Source organism: Clostridium sp. MCC328 (assembly GCF_018785465.1).
Lineage (GTDB): Bacteria > Bacillota > Clostridia > Lachnospirales > Lachnospiraceae > Pilosibacter > Pilosibacter fragilis.
In genome coordinates this window covers 1-16,467 of the sequence record NZ_WQPW01000018.1, presented here as the reverse complement: position 1 = coordinate 16,467, position 16,467 = coordinate 1, and the positions used below count along the sequence as shown (strand labels likewise).

Annotated in this window: 10 protein-coding genes; 3 read left to right on the top strand and 7 right to left on the bottom strand. The window is 47.3% G+C overall.

Going from position 1 to position 16,467, the window contains the following annotated elements; translation table 11 throughout:
* Positions 1-116: 116 nt before the first annotated feature.
* On the top strand, positions 117-896 hold the full coding sequence (locus tag GPK83_RS03305) for a type III pantothenate kinase (RefSeq protein WP_117552135.1): 780 nt from the start codon (positions 117-119) through the stop codon (positions 894-896).
* 210 nt (positions 897-1,106) lie between these two features.
* Entirely contained in the window at positions 1,107-2,918 is a 1,812-nt protein-coding gene (locus GPK83_RS03300) for an AAA family ATPase (protein ID WP_215703995.1), read from the top strand.
* A gap of 65 nt (positions 2,919-2,983) precedes the next feature.
* Here GPK83_RS03300 and nspC read toward each other — a convergent pair whose 3' ends face one another.
* The 7 genes from nspC to GPK83_RS03265 form a co-directional block, all read right to left on the bottom strand.
* Complete coding sequence (nspC, locus tag GPK83_RS03295) at positions 2,984-4,117, bottom strand: carboxynorspermidine decarboxylase (protein ID WP_215703994.1); 1,134 nt, start codon at positions 4,115-4,117, stop codon at positions 2,984-2,986.
* A complete protein-coding gene (locus GPK83_RS03290; protein WP_118530590.1) occupies positions 4,118-5,377 on the bottom strand; it encodes a saccharopine dehydrogenase family protein in 1,260 nt (419 codons plus the stop codon).
* A 2-nt stretch (positions 5,378-5,379) separates the two neighbouring features.
* Positions 5,380-6,234 carry a polyamine aminopropyltransferase gene (gene speE, locus GPK83_RS03285; protein ID WP_015553676.1) on the bottom strand — a complete coding sequence of 285 codons (855 nt, stop codon included), beginning with the start codon at positions 6,232-6,234 and terminating at the stop codon, positions 5,380-5,382.
* Positions 6,235-6,329: 95 nt separating this feature from the next.
* Positions 6,330-7,784: an aminotransferase class V-fold PLP-dependent enzyme gene (locus GPK83_RS03280; protein WP_215703271.1), complete on the bottom strand. Its 1,455-nt coding sequence runs from the start codon at positions 7,782-7,784 to the stop codon at positions 6,330-6,332.
* A 526-nt stretch (positions 7,785-8,310) separates the two neighbouring features.
* The gene (locus GPK83_RS03275; protein WP_215703993.1) at positions 8,311-12,105 is read right to left on the bottom strand and encodes an Ig-like domain repeat protein; all 3,795 of its coding nucleotides are present in this window, start codon (positions 12,103-12,105) and stop codon (positions 8,311-8,313) included.
* 137 nt (positions 12,106-12,242) lie between these two features.
* Positions 12,243-15,389 carry a hypothetical protein gene (locus tag GPK83_RS03270; protein WP_215703992.1) on the bottom strand — a complete coding sequence of 1,049 codons (3,147 nt, stop codon included), beginning with the start codon at positions 15,387-15,389 and terminating at the stop codon, positions 12,243-12,245.
* A gap of 150 nt (positions 15,390-15,539) precedes the next feature.
* Positions 15,540-15,929: a hypothetical protein gene (locus GPK83_RS03265; RefSeq protein WP_215703991.1), complete on the bottom strand. Its 390-nt coding sequence runs from the start codon at positions 15,927-15,929 to the stop codon at positions 15,540-15,542.
* 348 nt (positions 15,930-16,277) lie between these two features.
* Between GPK83_RS03265 and GPK83_RS03260 the strand changes: the two genes are divergently transcribed.
* Positions 16,278-16,467: hypothetical protein (locus GPK83_RS03260; protein ID WP_215703990.1), on the top strand; the 190-nt coding region annotated here is incomplete at its 3' end.

The window sequence follows — 16,467 nt, the reverse complement described above, 5'->3', positions numbered from 1 at the left end:
CGTTTCTCATATTCACGGTGAAGATTGACAAGTCCCGCAAATACGGAACCTTTGATCAACTGCACACGTAAAAACAGTATAACACGTTACTTAGATTTGTGGAAGGAGTTTTCTCAATGATTTTAGCGATCGACATGGGAAACAGTAATATCGTTGTCGGAGGTCTTGACGACAATAAAACATATTTTGAGGAGCGCATCACCACCGATGACCGGAAAACGAGTCTCGAATACGCGATCCTTTTAAAGAATATTCTGGAGATTCATAAAGTAAAGAAAAATGATATCGAAGGTTCCATTATGGCGTCCGTTGTCCCGCCACTGAACGCGCCGATCTCTTCCGCCGTAAAGAAGATCACCGGAAAGAAACCGTTTCTTGTTGGTTCCGGCATGAAGACAGGCTTAAACATCAAGATGGATAACCCTAAGACCGTCGGCGGTGACCGGATCGTGGCCGCTGTCGCTGCAAATGCCAAATACAAAGGACCGATCATCATCGCGGACATGGGAACCGCGACAACGCTCGATGTGGTGGACCACGATGGAAATTACATCGGCGGTGTGATTCTCCCCGGTGTAAAGGTTGCCTTAAACTCACTCGTTTCCAATACAGCCCAGCTTCCGAGGATCAGCTTCGATGTTCCGAAACGTACGATCGGAAAGAACACCATCGAATGTATGAGAAACGGTATCATGCTCGGCAATGCCGCAATGCTTGACGGTCTGATCGACCGCATGACCGCAGAGCTCGGCGAACCGGCAACCCTTATTGCTACCGGCGGTATGGCAAGATTCATCACACCGCTCTGCACCCACAAGATCACCTATGACCCGGATCTTCTGCTCCGCGGACTGATGATCCTGTACAGACAGAATACGGAAACAAAAGACGCGTAAAGCTTCACTGCCGAATGAAATTAACGTTCATTCGGCTTTTTTTATTGTAACAGGGAATTTCCTGTTACATAAAAAAGGCACATTCTTTTTCATTCAGAATCGTCCTCCCGGCCATTTCTGTCTATACATTTCGTTCGAAACGAAATGCAGAGTTGTAATATTTCGTTTCATGGGATATACTTATGATAGAATTACGTTTGGAGGTGTTCAATGAACTATTTATCCAGCATGGAAGCGGCAAAAGCAATGGGAATCACAGTACGCAGAGTTCAGCAGATGTGCAAGCAGGGTGAAATTTCCGGAGCTGTGAAAAAGGGACATTCCTGGCTGATTCCAGAAAATGCAGTTTGGCCAGATTCAGGCGAAAAGAAAAAGCCGATGCCCATTGGGATTTCTGATTTCAAGACGGCGACCACAAGCTATTATTATGTAGATAAAACCTTGCTGATCCGTGATTTTCTGGATACGAAACCTATGGTATCGTTGTTTACCCGTCCGAGACGTTTCGGTAAAACATTGAATATGGATATGGTTCGGGTCTTTTTTGAAAAAACACAGGAGGACACCTCCATTTATTTCAAGGATAAGCAGATATGGCAGTGTGGTTCTGATTATACCCGGCATCAGGGAAAGTATCCGGTCATATTCCTGACATTTAAGGATGTAAAATGTCTGACATGGCATGAGACATTTCAGAAGCTCCGTAAGCTGATTTCACTGGAATTTATACGGCACAGTGAACTTGAGGAAAGTACTGCACTTGGAATCTATGAAAAAGAACAGTACCATCGCCTTGCCAGTGACAATGCGAATGAAGTAGACTGCCAGATGGGATTACAAATCTTATCTCTGTTGCTGCACAAGCATTATGGACAAGAATGTATTATCATTATTGATGAATACGATACACCGATACAGCAGGGACATCATTGCAATTTTTATCCTGAAATCGTGAATTTCATGCGTAATTTCTTTTCCGGCGGCCTGAAGGATAATCCACATCTGGCTTTTGGCTTTCTCACAGGAATTCTCTGCGTGGCGAAAGAAAGCATTTTCAGCGGCATGAATAATTTGAAAACCAATTCGATTTTGGACGACAGTTACAGTGAATATTTCGGCTTTACGACTGAGGAAGTAAAAGAAATTCTGCACTACTATGGGAAAGAGGACAAATATCAGGAGATCTGCAGCTGGTATGACGGATACCGATTTGGTCATACAGAAATCTTTAATCCATGGTCTGTCATCAATTACATTACCGATCAGTGCTTCCCAAAGGCGTTCTGGCAGTCTACCGGCAGCAACGAAATCATTGGTGAGATTATCGCAACAGCTACACCCGAGATAACGGAAGGACTTCATAAACTGCTCTGCGGTGAAAAAATCACTACTTATATAGATACCAGCGTGATCTATCCGGAGATCCAGAATAATCCATACACGATCTATAGTTTTCTTCTTGTTGCGGGTTACTTAAAAGTTGCAGAAGTTTATCCACAAAATGATGGGAATTTCATGTGTGATGTTGCAATTCCAAATAAAGAGATTGCCTGTGTCTATGAAAAAGAAATTTTAAATCGGACAAATCAGAACAGCGTCGCGATTTCTATCAATCAGGCGATATTCTCCGGAAATGCAAAAAAGCTTCAGTATTTGCTGGAGAATTTTATGCTGCAGAGTATTTCTTCTATGGATGGGGCAAATGAAAGTTTTTATCATGGCATGATGCTTGGATTATGTGCGATCCTTGGAAACAGGTACCAGATTCGTTCCAATCGAGAATCGGGGCTTGGCCGATTTGATATTCAACTGAATCCATTAGTAAAAGGAATTCCGGGATTCCTGTTTGAATTCAAACACACGAATGATGATCATGTGGATCTGGATGCGCTGGCAGATCGCGCCCTCCAACAAATAGATGCGAAAAAATATGACACGGAATTGCGGGATGCGGGTGTCCGGCCGATCATAAAAATCGGGATTGCTTTTCGTGGAAAAACAGCCGTTGTAAAACGAAAATAATGAGAAGGGGCTGCCGCACCAATTTTGGTATGCGGCAGCCCGTTTTCTATATCCATATTTCTTTTTTATCCCAGTCTTCTCACAAATTCCTCATACCCAAAGGTTTTCACCACACTGCACTCCCCATTCTCATCCATTCGCGCGATGGACGGCAGGCACATGCCGTTGAAGGTGTTGTTTTTTACCATGGAGTAGATCGCCATGTCCTCGAAATAGAGTCTGTCACCGATCCGGATCTCGTGGTCGAAGGAATAATCGCCAATCACGTCACCCGCAAGGCAGGTCATTGATGAGAGGCGATAGGTGTACTGCTTTTCGTCCGCTTCGCCGGAGTCTTTTAACGGCGGACGGTAGGGCATCTCCAGCACGTCCGGCATATGGCAGGCGGCGGAAGCATCTAAGATCAGCGTCCTGATCCCGTTATCCACAATGTCCATGACTTCCGTCACAAGATATCCCGCATTTAACGCCACGGCTTCCCCAGGTTCCACATAGACAGTGACGTCATATGTCTCCTGCATATGGCGGATGCAGCGTTCTAAACGGTCGATGTCATAATCGTTTCTCGTGATATGGTGTCCGCCGCCCATGTTGAGCCATTTGATATTCGGAAGCTTCAGGTACTTTCCGAATTTTTCCTCCACCGCCTTCAGAGTCGTCTCCAGATCATCCGAGTTCTGCTCGCAGAGGGTATGGAAGTGGATCCCGTCAAGCTTTTCCACGAGATCTTCCCGGAAATTTGCCAGGGTCACGCCGAGTCTGGATCCCGGTGCGCAGGGATCGTAGATCGCGTGGTCGCCCTGAGTGGAGCACTCCGGGTTTACGCGGATGCCGATGCTGACGCCTTTTTCTTTGCAGAAGTCCGCGTATTTTTCAAGCTGGGAAAAGGAATTGAATACCAGATGTTCGCAGATATCGGTGATCTCGCCGATCTCGGATTCCTTGAAGGCCGGAGCGAACACATGGTTCTCCTTTCCCATTTTTTCATATCCAATCTTTGCCTCGAAGAGTCCGCTGGCTGTGGTTCCGTCCAGATACTGCCCGATCAGCGGGTACTCGAAGAAGTTCGAGAATGCCTTCTGGGCAAGGAGGATCTTGCAGCCGGTGTCGTCCTTTACTTTCTTTAAGATTTCCAGATTTTTCCGAAGCTTTTTTTCATCAATTACATAGCATGGAGTGGGTAATTCATTAATTTTCATTTATTCTACAATCTCCGGATTCTCATCCACAACCCACGGAAGTCCCCACTTGTTCAGTGCTTCCATATACGGATCCGGATCGAACTCTTCGACGTTGAATACGCCTGCGCCCTTCCAGGTTCCGTCAACGACCATCATGGAACCGATCATAGCCGGTACGCCTGTCGTGTAGGAGATGGCCTGGGAGCCGACTTCCTTGTAACACTCCTGATGGTCACATACGTTATAAATATAGATCGTCTTCTCTTTTCCGTCCTTCACACCGGTAAAGATACAGCCGATGTTTGTCTTTCCGACGGTTCTCGGACCTAAGGATGCCGGATCCGGAAGAAGAGCCTTTAAGAACTGGATCGGAACGATCTCCTGTCCGTTAAAGTTTACCGGGGAAGTGGAAAGCATTCCAACGTTCTCTAAGCATTTCATGTGGGTCAGGTAGCTCTGTCCGAAGGTCATGAAGAAACGGATGCGCTTTACGCCCGGAATGTTCTTTGCGAGAGACTCGATCTCCTCATGATGTAAAAGGTACATGTCCTTCTCGCCGACCTGCGGGAAGTTGTACTCACGCTTGATCTCCATCGGCTTTGTCTCTACCCAGTGGCCGTTCTCCCAGTAGGAGCCGTTTGCGGATACCTCACGGAGGTTGATCTCCGGGTTGAAGTTTGTAGCGAACGGATAACCATGGTCGCCGCCGTTGCAGTCTAAGATGTCGATGGTGTGGATCTCATCGAAATAGTGCTTTAACGCATATGCGGAGAAGACGCTTGTGACGCCCGGGTCAAAACCTGTTCCTAAGAGTGCCATAAGTCCAGCCTCTTTGAATTTCTCCTGATATGCCCACTGCCAGGAATAATCGAAGTATGCGGTGAAGCCCTCTTCCTTGCAGCGTTTCTCATAGATCGCGCGCCATGTCGGATCGTCGGTGTCCTCCGGCTCGTAGTTTGCGGTATCGATATAGTTCACGCCAGCCTTTAAGCATGCGTCCATGATCGTCAGATCCTGATACGGGAGTGCAACGTTTAACACTGCATCCGGCTTGTAGCTTTCCATTAAAGCGACCAGCTCGTCCACGTTGTCAGCATCCACTTTCGCGGTCGTGATCTTCGTCTTTGTCGTTCCCTGAAGTTTCTCCTTTAAAGCATCGCACTTGGATACGGTACGGCTTGCGATCATAATTTCTGTGAATACATCACTGTTCTGACAGCACTTGTGGATCGCTACGGACGCAACACCTCCGCAACCGATGATCATTAATCTGCTCATGTTTATTTTTCCTCCTCTTTTAAAAGATCCTCAACATACTTCGGCAGCATGAACGCGCCCATGTGAAGATGTGTCGTGTAATACCAGGTTTCGATATTTAATGCATCCCATTCCCGGGGCTTGAAATCCTTGATGGGATGATATTTCTTTGAAGCGAAGCCGAAGAGCCAGTATCCGGACGGACAGGTTGGAATATGTGCCTGATACACACGGCTGATCGGGAAGGAGCGGAACGCCTTGCGGTGCATGCTGCGGCAGGCCAGCTCGTCCTCATCGTAGAATGGACTTCCGTGCTGGTAGACCATGATCCCATCTTCCTTTAAGGCGCTGTAGCAGCTTCCGTAGAATTCCTTCGTGAACAGTCCCTCAGTGTGGCCGAAGGGGTCTGTGGAATCGTTGATGATGAGGTCATATTTTGCCTTCTTGTTTCTTAAAAATCTCAGACCGTCATCATAGTGGACCTCGACACGCGGATCATCTAAGGCGCAGGCTACCTCCGGGAAAAACTTTCTTGAAACTTCCACGAACATCTCATCCGTCTCCACGACATCAATATGTTCCACGCAGTCATACTGCAAAAGCTCTTTCGCGACACCGCCGTCGCCGCCGCCGATGATCAGTACGTCCTTCACACACGGATGGACCGCCATCGGCACATGGGTCACCATCTCGTCATAAATAAACTCGTCCTTCTCGGAGAATACGATCTCCCCGTCCAGAGAGATAAATTTTCCAAATTCCTCGGAATCGAACACATCGATCCGCTGATATTCACTCTCCCCGGAAAACAGCTGCTTTTCGATCTTGATGGACAGCTTGACGTTTCCGGTGTGCAGTTCTGAAAACCAGAATTCCATATCTCGTGACTCCTTGTATCGTATTGGCCAAAGCCTGTATGCAGGCAGACAGCCTGTTTGCCTGCAGCCAGGTCCGGCGCTTTAAAAAATTCATGCTATATGTTTGCCAGCACCATCAGATGGTCCACCGCCGGATCCTCTGTTCCCTGCATGGAGCATCCCTTTTTCTTCGCATACAGGATATACTGGACCACATCATCCGTGATCATCTCACCCGGTGCCAGAATCGGGATTCCCGGCGGATAACACATCACGAACTCCGCACAGACTCTTCCTGAAGACGCTTCCACCGGAACGGAGACCTTCTCGGAGTAGAACGCTTTCTGCGGGGACATCACGACCTTCGGGGAGATATACTCACCGGAGAGAAGTCCCGCGCTGTCCTTTTTGTAGAGACGTTCCACATCATCGAGAGCCCCCACAAGGCGCTCGATGTCCTGGATACGATCTCCGATGGAGATATAAGCCAGAATGTTGCTGATGTCACCAAATTCGATCTGGATATCATACTCGTCGCGCAGGAGATCATAGACCTCAATTCCCGCAAGTCCGATGTCTCTTGTATATACGGAGAGCTTCGTCACATCATAATCGAAAATGCTGTCACCGTTCACCAGTTCTTTTCCATAAGCATAATAGCCACCGATGGAGTTGATCTCCCGTCTCGCGTATTCTGCCATCTCAACGACCTTCGCGAAGGATTCCTCACCGCGGAGAGCCAGATTTCGTCTTGAGATATCAAGACTGGAAAGAAGCAGGTAGGATGCGCTTGTGGTCTGGGTCAGGTTGATGATCTGGCGCACATAATCGGTGTTCACTCCCTTATTTAAAAGAAGAAGCGAACTCTGGGTCAGACTTCCGCCGGACTTGTGCATGGATACCGCCGCCATATCAGCTCCCGCTGCCATTGCGGAGATCGGAAGATTCTTTCCGAAATACAGGTGGGTTCCATGAGCCTCGTCCGCGAGAACCTTCATGCCCCTCGCATGGGCAAGCTGTACGATCGTTTTTATATCAGAGCAGATGCCGTAATAGGTCGGGTTGTTGACGAACACCGCAACCGCGTCCGGATTGTCCTCGATGGCCTGTTTTACTTTTTCGACCTGCATTCCCAGCGAAATACCGAGTTTCTGGTTCATCTCCGGATTTACGTAGATCGGGATTCCGCCGCAGAGCACCAGAGCGTTGATGACGCTCTTATGTACGTTTCGCGGCAGGATGATCTTATCTCCGGCTTTTACCACCGAGAGGATCATGCTCTGGACTGCGGATGTCGTTCCGCCGACCATTAAATAGGCGCTGGCCGCTCCGAATGCCTCCGCCGCAAGCTCTTCCGCCTCACGGATCACGGAGACAGGATGGCAAAGGTTATCTAACGGTTTCATAGAGTTTACGTCCAAAGACACACATTTCTCGCCTAAAAGCTGTACGAGTTCTGGATTTCCACGTCCTCTCTTATGTCCCGGCACGTCAAACGGGACAACTCTCTTCTTTTTAAATGCCTCGAGCGCTTCATAGATCGGGGCTTTCTTTTGTCTCTCTCTGTCCATGGTTTTGTTCCTCACGCATTTTATTGATTGCGCATCATCTGAATAATAAAAAAAGCAGATGACGCCAAAACCATCATCTGCTCAAAACGATTCTATTCCATTGGGGTCTGGGGCGCGTCACTCCGCTCCCGTCTGCCTCTGAGCTTTATCGTTTTTTCTTCCAAGTCTGCAATCGCAAATATATTGTCCCTGCACTTATTGACCGATTCACAAGATGATGTGTTTTTCAAACACTGATTATAAAGTAATCAACTTATAAATTTGAGCTTTTAACTCAATCAATAATGTGGGCTTAACCCCACGCGGCGCTTGACCCGCCTGTCCGATGGGCTTAACTTCCGTAGTCTGTTCTGCGGGAGTGGTCATTACATACATTTGCATGAAAACGATAAATGTCTCTTCACACTATTTCTATCATACATGAAAAAACATAGAACTGTCAAGTAAAAATTTCCATTTGTCCTATGAGAAGATAAAAGCAGGGATCCATCAACCATAAAAGTTGATGGATCCCCATGAAACAGAATCACACGCTATCATTCTGTATGTTTCCGGTCACCATTGCACCGGTCTTTGGATCCAGATAATAGAGATGTCCATCCTGCGGATCTGTAAACCAGCCGGTCTTCATCGCTCCCTGGGTACCGTCAGAAACCGGGTTCAGATAATACCAGCTTCCATCCGCATCTTTCAGCCAGCCAGTCTTCATCGCTCCCCGCGTACCGTCGGAAACCGGATTCAGATAATACCAGTTCCCATCTGTGTCCTTAAACCAGCCGATCTTCATGGTTCCCTGCGTGCCGTCGGATGCCTGATTCAGATAATACCAGTTTCCATCCGCATCTTTAAACCAGCCGGTATCCATGTACCCGTCTGCACCAAAGTGATACCAGAACATGGTTCCCTCGTACAAAAGCTGTTTCCATGCATTGGATACACGACGTCCATCGCTATCATAGTATCTCCATCTGACTACGCCATTGACTTTCTTTGTTTCCCATGCATTTCTGGTCACATTCCAGTCAGTATCCTCTCTGTCACTGCCGGAACCGGTGTTCCTGTCACCTTTCGGATTATCAGGAGTTGCAGAACCAGGTTTATTGTCTTCCTTCGGATTATCAGGAGTTTCAGGACTGCTGCTTTCCAGAACTGCCTGCGCCGTCACACGATGTCCTTCTGCCTGATCCAGCGCATCCAGGAGTGCTTCGTTCACAGTTGTATACAACGTGCCGTTGATCTTCCAACCCTTGAACACAGCTCCATCCTTGCTGACTGTCGGAAGCGCTTCATCCATCTGCTCCAGGGTATAGCTCCGCTCTCCGACTCCATTATCAAATGTAACCGTTCCCTTTCGGCTGTCTGAGAGCAGCTCAAAGGTACTAAAGCCATCCTTGTTGACAAACTCTGCCATCGCACTTCCCTGTTTTACCCTTACTGTTACAGGATAATATACAATTCTTCCATTATGAAGCAGATGGCGGATAAAGAGATCCTCGGTCGGATAATCTGCCGGGAGTGGCAGGGTGATCGTAACCGGGATTCCGACCTTCTGTGGGATCGCTGAGCCGATCAGAACTGTATTCTTACCGTTGCCTTTCTCCTGCATGGTCTCATTCTTTCCGGCTGTTGTGGCTTTTACATTGTATAATGCGGTGATTTCAAAAGTGATCACATTCACTTCCTGTTTTTCGGTCACACCCTTTACTTCCACCGACATATACGGCTCAACCACCAGTCTTACCTTCTTTCCTGCGGTATCGACTCCTTCCTTCTGAAGTTTTTCCTTCGCTTCCACTCCGGAAATCGTCTGATCTTCTCCTGTTTTTACGATCACATCCCCGTTTTCTGTTTCCCGGATCAGATCTGCTGCCACAGTATCCAGTCCGGTAATCTCCGGGGTCTTCTCTTCCAAGAGGTTAGCAATCTCTTTTACCTCCTCCGGTGCATCTGCCGGAACCGGTGCAATCTTCGGCTCTGCCACGGAAATCTCCGGTGCCTGTGCTTTTCCAACAGCAATTTCCCTGGTCACCGTCGTTCCATTGTAGTCACTATCCCCGGCAACCTCAGCCGTCACAAGGACCGTTCCGGCTCCGATGATCTTCGCCTCTGTTTTTCCGTTCACTTCTGATAGCTCCAGAACTCCATTTCCGTCAGGAACGGAGAATTTCACAGCTCCGGTTCCCTTCTGTCCGGTAAGTTCCAGTTCGAATGGATCATCTCCGTAGAGTTTCCCGTCTACTTCTTTGATCTGAATCTGATCCTCATCTGCTTTTTCGACCTCGAAGCTGCAGCTTACCGGTGCAGGATCATTGTAATTTTCCTTCTCTGGGCCGTCAGCCGGAAGCACATATTCTGCCGAAATTTCATGCGTACCGGCAGAAGGAACCGAATATTCCATGGACGCGGTTCCATTGGTCAATGGGATCTGCGTCTGATTGAGTTGCTGTCCATTTTCATAAAATATTACCGTTCCGGTCAGAACATCCTGATAAGCTCCCTTCGCTTCCAGAGTCAGAACATAAGTATCTTTCACATTTCCAAGAGCAGCCCGGAGTCTCTGCATCAGACCGGTTTTCTTTCCGGCTTTCAAATTCAGGGAAATGCTTCCCTTCTGAACGGTGATCGGTCTGGAATTATTACCTGTCGTGTAATTGGTACCATTTTCCATACGAATCGTTACATTTGCCGTACCTGCGCCATGGATCGTTGCCCGGCCATCTGCATCCACCGTCAGTACATTCGCAGAGTCGCTTGTCTTGGTCACCGCTCCGTCTCCAACGGTGGTAACTCCAGTCAATGAAAAATCAGGATCGCCATATGTTTTCGTTCCCGGCCACTCTGCATCATTGATCGTGATCGAAGATGCTGCTTTTTTGATCGTTGCGGTTGCACTGGAAGGAATGTTGACCTGGTAGTTATCCGGATCGGCTGTTGCTCCGCCACCGCTCGCTGCTGCTCCTGTTATCACTGCCTTCGAGGCATCGATCACAACCTCTTTATCGCTTCCGGCATTTTCATTCTTAAAAGTGGCTGTTAAGCCTGTGATCTGCAGTTTTTCATTTCCGGCACCTGTATTCACATCAGTGTTTATCATGAGTGGCTGCTGTACAGTTGCTGTTGTCGTGCCATCATAGGTCTTATCTTCTACCGCAACTGATAATTGCAGTGTGTACTTAGAAATTTCCGGTACCACGGAATCTGTTAATGTCCTATCGTATGAAGCACTTGAATCTGTCGGTGTAAATTTCACGGTATAAGCCTTGTTATCTTTTACCTTCGGATAAATACCAGATGCTGGACTACTATTTTCCGGTTCCCAGCTCCAGGTTCCGGCTACCAGTTGATTTGCACCGTTATACACACCATAACCAGAAGCCAGGGAAACCTGAATCTGAGCAAGTGAACCCCCATAAGTCCCCTTCGCATTCCACTTTTGTGTTCCGTTTCCTACAATTCTCAGTGTATCCCTGGTAGACACATTAAGCGGTTCCGTTCTCTCAGAAGCAAATGCATTCTCTTTCGCCTTTATTCTGCTGGTTACCTGATATCCATGTGCCGGATATAATCCCTGAATTTTCGTGCCGACAATCCATGTAAATGCTCCGTCTGAATCTACATCACGGTATCCATACTCAATGTCATTTTCCGGATTCGTTCTGTTTATGGTAATCGTCGTACCGGTTATATCCACCTCATTCTCAGTTATTGCAGCCGGTGCTGCCGTTCTTTTAGGAATCGTGATACTTTCAGGTTTTCCGGCAAATTTCTTATCCTTACTGCTTGCAGCATACCGATAATAAACCGTACTCTCATGATCGGAAGAAATGATGTCTGTAATCGAAATTCCTGATCCACTGCCCATTTTTGCAGATGTCCAGCTTGGAGAGGTATTGGTTCCGTTTACAATCACATACTGTAAAGATGAGGAAATTGTGATTTCTTCCTTCCGATAATCAATATTCGGCTTGTTCGATTCTCCCGGAATCGCCTGTGTTTGCAAATCCGCCGCCAAAACCGCTTCACTGGCTGACATGGACGAGGATGCTTTCTTGCGAATATAGACTGGTACAGACCCACCATTTTCACGAATGTTATTCAGCAGCCCTGTCAGACGAACCATACTACCCTGTCTTATCGTTGTCCATGACTGTGCATCCTTAGAAGCAGCATACTCCAGATCGCAGGAAGCTTTATTCTCTAAAGTCTCCTGTTCGTAATTGATAGAAACATCAGCAGCATTAGGTGCCTCCTGCCGCACTTTTTCTGTCTGGAAATTTACATAGGTTACATCAAGAGATAACTTACCCTCCTTTTGAATCATCAATCTGACATGATATTCTGTGTCCGGAGCTAAATCCTCAATAGTATACTCATAGTTTCCGGAAGAGCTTTCCGTAAGTGGCGTTCCTTTCGAGAACATATCATCTAATGTTAATGTCTGCTCATCCTCGCCGGAGGTTAAGAAAAACTTAACCTCTGCTCCGGGAGTTCCTGTTGCCTTAAGTGTAGCAGTCGCTTTTTTTCAGAAATCGTCTTAATATCCGTGACAGCTGCGGAAGTGATACTTGCCGCATTATTATTAGAATATGTACCAGTAGCTTGATCATAATATACCGTCTTACTGTACTTGCGGAAATGCGGGTAATCCTCCGTTCCGATCACCTGTCCCCACGTACCATCTGATTGATTACCGTTTAATTTATAGGCAATTTCTCCGGATTTCAGTTTTTCTTCGCTTATAGTAGTAATACCACCCCAAGAACTAAAATTACCCTTTGTTGTCTCATAACAGTTCGTAAAACTAGCCCTATTAGTCATCGAGGACGTAGTTCCTTCCAGTTTTCCTGATACAGCCAAGCAATTAGTCACCGTTCCGTTTGAAGAATTATTTAAAAAATTTGTTCCTACTACAAAACAATTCTGAATATTGGTACCAACAGCGGTATGACACAACCCGAAAGTCCAACCATCTTCCAACACCAGCCCTATATTTTGTACACTCCCATCTTGAATCCTTGCCACCAGTCCCCGCTTATGACTTGTACCGTCAGCAGCAGGTCGCAGTCCGGAGATTACATGATAATTTCCCTCAATATTCCCCCTGAAATACTTATTATCTATGTTTCCAATGCTTGTCCAGGCATATCCGTCCGGGATCTCAATATCCTTCATCAGCTTCAGATTGCTGTTATCAGGGATTTTACTATCATTAAACTGCTTTGCAAACCAGAAAAGCTGACCGGCATTATAAATCTCATAATATCCATTCCACGTTCCTGCCTCCTGATATGCACCACATGCTTCACAAAATCCATCTGCATTATAGTGCTCATGACTACAAAAGGTATCACCATAAAACATCGTAATTTCATTTGGTGTTGTCGAAATCGTCTTACCTGATACTGTGATCGGATTGCCGTCATTTAGGCCCGGTACCGTCACCGAAATCTCTGTGTTATTCCTATTTTCCGGCAGATATACCGTCAGATGTCCCGTGTTCGCTTCATCATACGAAATCTGCATGGAAGGAATGACCATAGCTGCACTTTGACCTTCTTGATTGCTCAACGGTTCACCATTCTGCTTGATCGTGATATCGGTTGCCTGTAATACCTGATCACTCGTGATCGCCGTGGAAACAAATTTTAATCTTGTCTCATAAAGAGGAGTTGCGGCCTTCAAAGTGATCGTTGCATTCTCATCAGCAACGTCAGCTTCCATCCGATAAACATAGTCTCCAACCGTCACCTGTACCGTTACCGGTTTCCCTGGCGTTAATGGCTTCAGATAATTGGATGCCTTAAGTGTACCTTGATAATCGCTCACCTTCATCGTCCCTGCATTCCAGGTAATCTCTCCCACGCTAATTGTCACCGGATAAGTGCTTTCGGTGAATCGTACATCCGCAATCGTGCCCTGAATGGTATAGTTTTTCAGTCCGGAATTTTCACTTTTCGGGAAATAATCGCCGCCATTTAAGTTTACTGTTGCTTCATTACTGATGGAAATGGAGCCCTCCAAGGTACTACCCTCCGGCAGCGCTTGACCGGGCTTCACTGCGATACCGATCGCATATACTTCATTATTATACGCAATGGCCGAAACCGTTCCACCATTGATCACAATCTCACCATACTTGTATCCACCTTCTACCGCTTTTGCTCCACCGCCGCCAGTGCCGATTGCGGCTCCGGGGTGTCTTCCTGCGTTCGTAGCATATCCTCCACAGGCTGTCACATTGCCACCATTGATCTCAATCCTATCCACGCAGCCGTACGGTCCACCGCCAATTCCTGCTCCACCGTATACATTTTTAATATCCTTGTAGTAGCTTCCATGTCCGCCCATGGCGTACACAGTTCCGTCGTTGATGATAATGGTACCGCTGCCACCCTCTGCACTGCCGCCAATACCTGCTGCCATCCCGCCGCCATAAGCTTTGATATCGCCTCCGTCGATCACAATCGTCCCCAAGGAACCATTTCTCCTGCTCGACGCACCAATTCCTGCTCCTTCTCCACCGGTTGCTTTTAAGCTTCCCTCTCCGCTGATCGTCAGGGTGCAGCCTTCCGGCACCTCAATAGCCGCACACATATCACCGCCCTTGAGCGTGTTTTTCCCCTCCAGAATCAGATTCAGGTTTGCACCATTTCCCAGTCGGATTGCCGGTACCCAGGTACTCGCTGTCTCATCGTTCTTAACAAGCGGTATCTGGATATCCAGATTCGAAATCGTGATTGTAGCCTCCACACCATTAACCAGAATAACATTGGTCGTACTGCTTCCCGTGATAGTCGCATGATTATACTGTTCCAATGTGTTGCTGTTGATGTTGATACCGCCATTCGCAATATTATAAGTATCTGTTGATGCCAGCAAAGCGATTCCGCCGTCCATGCTGACCTCGATCTCCGGAAGCTCCACGCCCGCTGCCAAAATATACTCTCTCGGAAGAACCGGAAGATAATAATAGAAACCACTTTCATCTTCCCGGTTCTCATCCGGCTCCCAAGTAACGCTGATATCCGTCAGCACCGGGATATCTTCTGAGATTTCCTCATCTTCAAACTCATAATCCTTAAGAAAATCCCCGGCATTGCTGTCGGTCGCGATCAGAAACGTACCCTGCTGGTCTTTCTCCTGAACTTCCTGTTTATCTGCTTCCTCCTCATCATTGCTATCCGGCACGTTTTCTGAATTTTCTGTTTCCGGAGTTTCCTCCTCATTCAGATTTTCTTTCTTTGCATTACTGCCGGTAGCAATTCCAAAGTCTTCTTTCTTATCACGGTCGTCTGCTGCCGCTTTCTCATCTTCCGCGCCCTTATCGCGATCCGCATTATTTTTCTGATGATTCACGTTCTTATATTCCACCACCGAAGCCTCGATCGTCTCCGGGAAATTCAGATAATCCTCAAAGTTTTCTCCGGCATCCGCAGGGATCTGAATATGCGCGACCTCCTCCGGTAATTCCGTAAATCCCGTGATCACTTTCAACTTTTTTGTAGGAACTGCAGCAAACGTTGCAGACGGTACGCATAACTGCATCGCCATCATTGCCGCCAATGCTGCAGATACGATCTGCCGTTTCTTCTTTTTATACCTCATATCCATTTCCTCCTGTTGTCATTATTTTCTATATAGCGTGACGGTTTTGTTCTCTCCGGTAATATTTTTTATTCATACTTTTCTTTCTCACCTGATTCATTCCTTCCCCTTTTTCCCTGAAGAAGCCGGGAGACTGCTTTCTCCTTCTGACTATAGCTGCATAGCGCAATTCGCATTTCCATACCTCCGTTTCCTGATGGACTCCATCGCCTCATATAGCTCCTGATCACTACAATCTATGGAGAGGAATGCCGGGATACGAAGCTGATACGCGATCAGGGCGAAGTTTTCATCATCGCTCCACCAGACAAGCGGTACTTCCGGTGCCAGCCGCTTCGCCTGTATGGCCGCCTCCAGTCCCTTTGCTCCGGTCATGGCGATAACAACCGCATGGTATCGGCTCCGCCGCAGTGCCTGAGATAGCTGCTTCTCATTCCATAGCTCATCGATGACAAGCTGACCATCCCCATCAAAAAGGGAGCGCAGCCTGCTCTCAAACCATTCTGCATTCCTTAATTCCGTACAAAGTGCGATTTTCATGCCGGGCCTCCTTTCCCGAAAAGAAAAATGGAAAAGAATCCTGCAAGCAGGATTCTCCGCCTGCGGCGGGGCGCGACAGCGGCACTCTTCCTTTCCGCCGCAGTGCGATCCTCGCGGAGCGTTTTTGATTTCATAGGACGAACTTTCCTATGAAATCAAAAAATCAGACCTTCTCACCTAAAAGGCTGGTAATATAATTAGCGTAGCATCTTGTCAAGAGAAATGCAACCGACTTTGTTTAAGACGCAGGTTTCCTGTTTAAGACGCAAGTTTTTCCTGCGGTTTTATGTTATACTAATATTGGATTATTGTGCGAAGGAGATGGCGCGATGCAGATTGCGATTGTGGATGACAGAGCAGATGACAGAGCAGAACTGTCTGAAAGCTGCCGCCCAGGTCAATTTTCAACTTGTCTTTATGGACATCTATATGGAGAACATGGATGGAATGGGGATGCCAAAATCGAGTAGGAGGCGGTGGCTAACCGCCGTCCTCTCACAGCACCGTACGTACCGTTCGGTATACGGCGCTTTCAATA